This window comes from Ureibacillus suwonensis, from assembly GCF_042655065.1.
In the GTDB taxonomy this organism is placed as follows: Bacteria; Bacillota; Bacilli; order Bacillales_A; family Planococcaceae; genus Ureibacillus; species Ureibacillus suwonensis.
Genome location: NZ_JBHSNQ010000142.1, coordinates 1 through 4242, shown reverse-complemented (window position 1 = coordinate 4242; position 4242 = coordinate 1). Strand labels below are relative to the sequence as shown.

At 37.4% G+C, this 4242-nt stretch carries 4 protein-coding genes; all 4 read right to left on the bottom strand.

The genetic code is table 11. The features are described from left to right. Window positions 1-130: 130 nt before the first annotated feature. Window positions 131-1159 carry a siderophore ABC transporter substrate-binding protein gene (locus tag ACFPOH_RS11375; protein WP_390309722.1) on the bottom strand — a complete coding sequence of 343 codons (1029 nt, stop codon included), beginning with the start codon at window positions 1157-1159 and terminating at the stop codon, window positions 131-133. A gap of 166 nt (window positions 1160-1325) precedes the next feature. After that, entirely contained in the window at window positions 1326-2093 is a 768-nt protein-coding gene (locus tag ACFPOH_RS11370) for an iron ABC transporter ATP-binding protein (RefSeq protein ID WP_390309720.1), read from the bottom strand. Beyond that, on the bottom strand, window positions 2090-3046 hold the full coding sequence (locus tag ACFPOH_RS11365; RefSeq protein ID WP_390309718.1) for an iron chelate uptake ABC transporter family permease subunit: 957 nt from the start codon (window positions 3044-3046) through the stop codon (window positions 2090-2092). The genes ACFPOH_RS11370 and ACFPOH_RS11365 overlap by 4 nt, the downstream gene beginning before the upstream one ends. Further along, window positions 3036-3989 (bottom strand): ABC transporter permease, encoded by a 954-nt coding sequence (locus ACFPOH_RS11360; RefSeq protein ID WP_342471020.1) that lies wholly within the window; start codon window positions 3987-3989, stop codon window positions 3036-3038. The genes ACFPOH_RS11365 and ACFPOH_RS11360 overlap by 11 nt, the downstream gene beginning before the upstream one ends. Window positions 3990-4242 lie beyond the last annotated feature (253 nt).

Sequence of the window (4242 nt, the reverse complement as noted above, 5' to 3'; positions counted from 1 at the left end):
TTCGCCGCAGATAAATTGCGTAGAGAAGGAGCGTTTTGTGACCACTCTAGGGAAAGTTTTTAAGAGAATATTACTATAAAAAGTAAGGCTGTTCAGAAAGTGTTCGACTTTCTGGACAGCCCCCTATAAATTATTTTAATTTGTTTAAGATTTCTTCGATTTTCATCATTTCAGATTGTAAACCGCCACCAGACAAATACCAAAGCGAACCGTCTAAGTAAACGATTTTACCGTTTTTGTAAGCTTGAGTTTGTTTAATGATGTCATTTTCCATGTCCGCTTCGATGTTGGATTGTCCACCTATCGCTGCAGTACGGTCGATTACAAATAAGACTTCTGGGTCGAATTTTAAGATAGATTCGAAGCCGAAATCTGAACCGTGAGTTGATGCTTCAATATCATCAGTTACTGGTGTGAATCCGTAAATGTCGTAAACATAACCAAAGCGAGAATTTGTTCCAAAGCCAGCTAATTTTCCTTCGTTATACATTGTTACTAATGAAGTTTTATATTGGCCAGCTAAATTTTTAATTTCTTCAAGTTTTGCATCGAATTTTGCCAAGTACTCTTCAGCTTCTTTTTCTTTACCGAAAAGTTTTGCTGCGATATCAACAGATTTTTCAAATGTACCCCAGTAGTTATCTTGTGAAGTACCAACGAATACTACGTTTTCAGTGATTTCTTTTAATTGTTCATAGTAAGTTGCTTGTCGACCGGAAATAAAGATTGCATCTGGCTCTAATGCTGCAATGGCTTCAAGGTTTGGAGTTTTTAAGTTTCCAACGCTTGCATATTCATCGCTACCAAATTTAGAAAGGTATTCTGGTAATGTACCATCTTTTGCAACACCAACGATCCCTTCAACGCCTAAAGCATCAAGCGTATCTAAGAAACCGTAATCGAATACAACGATTCTTTCAGGCATTTTTTCGAAAGTTACATCATCAAATACTGTAGTTTGACCAGACTCTTCGTTTTTGCTTTCAGAAATTGTAGAGGAGATAGTGATTGGGAATGAAGCATTTTCTCCCTGTGCTGCTTCTTGTTTCGTGTCATCAGTATTTGTATTTTTGTCTTGTTCAGCTTTTTCGTCACCGCATGCAGCCAAAACAATGACGAACATAGCTAGAATAACTGCGAAAAGCTTCCATTGTTTCATTTGATCGTTCTCTCCTATCTTTTTGTTTATTTGGTGATAATGATAATCATTATCAATAACTGAATCTAATTATAATTATCAAATTTAGGCTAGTCAATATATTTTTTCTTCTTTTCAATAAAATGATTTAGAAAAGTAGCAACACTTTTCTAAATCATTTTGACGATCACGTATTAGAATTGAAGTATACACAAATACGACAACCATTTTGTTCTTGAACCGGAATATTCATGTCATAAATTTCACGCAAGGCTTCAGAGTTAATAATCTCTTCAGTAGGGCCATTTTTCACAACTTTTCCGTCTTTTAGGGCCACAATATAGTCTGAGTATACGGAAGCAAAATTGATATCATGTAACACAATCACAACCGTTTTATTTAATTCATCAACAAGTTTGCGCAAAATCTTCATAATTTGCACAGAATGCTTCATATCTAAATTGTTTAATGGCTCGTCAAGCAAAATATAATCCGTATCTTGAGCAATAACCATAGCAATAAATGCCCGCTGTTTTTGCCCTCCAGATAACTGGTCCAAAAATTTGTGTTCTATTTCCTGCAAATTCATGTACTCAATGGCTTGATTTACATGCTGCTCATCTTCAGGCGTCAAACGGCCCTTTGAATAAGGATAGCGTCCAAAAGATACTAATTCTCTTACCGTCAAACGGACATTAATAAAATTCGATTGTTTTAAAATCGATACACGTTTTGCGAATTCATTGGATTTCCATTTTTTAATATTTTGTTGGTCCAATAATACTTCGCCTGTATCTGCATCAATCAGTCTGCTCACCATGGATAATAATGTAGACTTCCCTGCACCGTTTGGTCCAATGAAAGAAGTAATTGCATGAGGCTTAATCGACAATGAAACATCACTAATGACTGGCTTATTGTTGTATTTTTTTGTTAACCCTTTAATTTCAATCATCTTGCAGCCCTACTCTCCTTTAGTAATAAATAAATGAAGTAGACTCCACCAATAAAGTTGATAATGACACTCAAAGTGGTGTTGAATTCAAAAACATGTTCCACTAAAAACTGTCCGCCAACCAATGCAATCACACTGATTAAACCGGCGCCTAAAATCAAAACGGAATGTTTATATGTTGTGAATAAATGATAAGAAAGATTTGCAACAATCAACCCAAAGAAGGTGATCGGTCCAACCAGCGCCGTCGATGTTGAAATAAGCACCGCAGATAAAACCAGCACATTCATTACCAAACGATCGTAGTTCACGCCCAAATTAATGGCATTTTCCCGGCCCAATATCGCCACATCCAATTGATGCAACAATTTGTAACCAACAATAAAAGCGATGAATAAAATGGCACATGAAATGTATAGAAGTTCCACTTTGATTCTCGTAAAGCTTGCAAACAACAGGTTCTGCAAACTTAAATATTCCACCGGATCGATCAACACTTGCAGGAAAGATACGAGACTTCCCAAGAAAGTGCCAATGATCATCCCGATCAATAAAAGCAAAAAGATTGGATACTTATCCGCTCTAAATAGTGTGCGGTATAGTAAAATGGCAAAAACCACCATTGCAATTAATGCCGTAAAGTAATTCAAATATTGATTCGCTACCCAAATCGACGCTGATCCCGCAAAGAAGAAAATGAGCGTTTGGACAACTTGATACATCGAATCAATCCCCATAATCGATGGGGTCAAAATCCGGTTATGGGTGATTGTCTGGAATACGACAGTTGAATAAGAAATCGCAAAACCGGTTACAACCATCGCGCCAACACGCATCATACGCCGAGGGAAAGCATAACTGAAACCGCCTTTGATATCATAAAATCCGTAAAGCAAGATACAAATGATTGCTATAACCGCTAAAATGATGAGTTTCAATATATTATTTCGCATATGCTCTCCCCCTAAACAACATGATTAAGAAGAGCAAACTGCCTATTACTGCGACTGTCACATTGACCGGAATTTCGAAAGGATAAACCACTACCCGGCCAATAATGTCGCAAATTAACAGGAACACAATTCCTAACATAATTGTATGAGGAATCGTTTTCCGCAAGTTGTCCCCCATATAAAGGGACACAATATTCGGAACAATCAGCCCCAAGTAAGGGATTACACCGACCGTCAATACGACTGTCGTTGAAATGACGGCAACAAGAATTAAACCAAGATTCAATACGGCTTTGTAACTGAGCCCCAAGTTTTTGGCAAAATCCTCGCCCATTCCGGCAACCGTAAATTTATTTGCATATAAATAAGCCAATAGGATGGCAGGAACACTTACATACAGCAGTTCATACCGCCCGGAGATGACCAATGTAAAACTGCCCATCAACCAAGTGTTGATATTTTGAATCAAGTCTCCCTCATATGCAAAGAAAGTTGTAATGGAAGATAAAATATTTCCATACATGATACCGATCAGCGGAACAAAAACGGCATCTTTAAACTTGATGCGATCTAAAATTTGCATAAATAAAATGGTACCGCCGAACGCAAAGATGAAGCTAAAAAGAATTTTTTCCATATATGCTGCTTGTGAAAACAACAAGATGGAAATGAGAATTCCCAATTTTGCTGCATCCAATGTGCCTGCTGTAGTTGGTGAAACGAACTTATTGCGACTTAAACTTTGCATGATTAAACCAGCAATACTCATTCCTGCGCCTGCCAAAATAATCGCCATCAGCCTTGGCACCCTACTGATCAGGAATATTTGCGTTTGCTGGGATTCCCAGTCCAATAAATCAGTCGGTTTTATATCAATCGCGCCAATAAACAGCGAAACGAGCGACAGGATGATTGCTGTAAGTATCAACATCCATAGCCTCATTTTTTATCCCCAATTTTCCCTATATTTTCAAATGAGAATGAAAATTATTCTCACCTTCGAGTACATTATCATTATAATGATAAAACAATAAAAAATCAATTCCATATGAAAAGATTACAAGCTAATAAAATCGAGTAGGAGGGAGCGATTAACTCCCGTCCTCTCACACCACCGTACGTACGGTTCCGTATACGGCGGTTCAATTAAGATAATTGACGCAAGTTTTCATAACTTCCGTGAATAGCTGTTCTCT

Bases quoted from the DNA above. Each gene is read 5' to 3' on its own strand.
- ACFPOH_RS11375 (WP_390309722.1), bottom strand. From the start codon at position 1,159: ATGAAACAATGGAAGCTTTTCGCAGTTATTCTAGCTATGTTCGTCATT.
- ACFPOH_RS11370 (WP_390309720.1), bottom strand. From the start codon at position 2,093: ATGATTGAAATTAAAGGGTTAACAAAAAAATACAACAATAAGCCAGTC.
- ACFPOH_RS11365 (WP_390309718.1), bottom strand. From the start codon at position 3,046: ATGCGAAATAATATATTGAAACTCATCATTTTAGCGGTTATAGCAATC.
- ACFPOH_RS11360 (WP_342471020.1), bottom strand. From the start codon at position 3,989: ATGAGGCTATGGATGTTGATACTTACAGCAATCATCCTGTCGCTCGTT.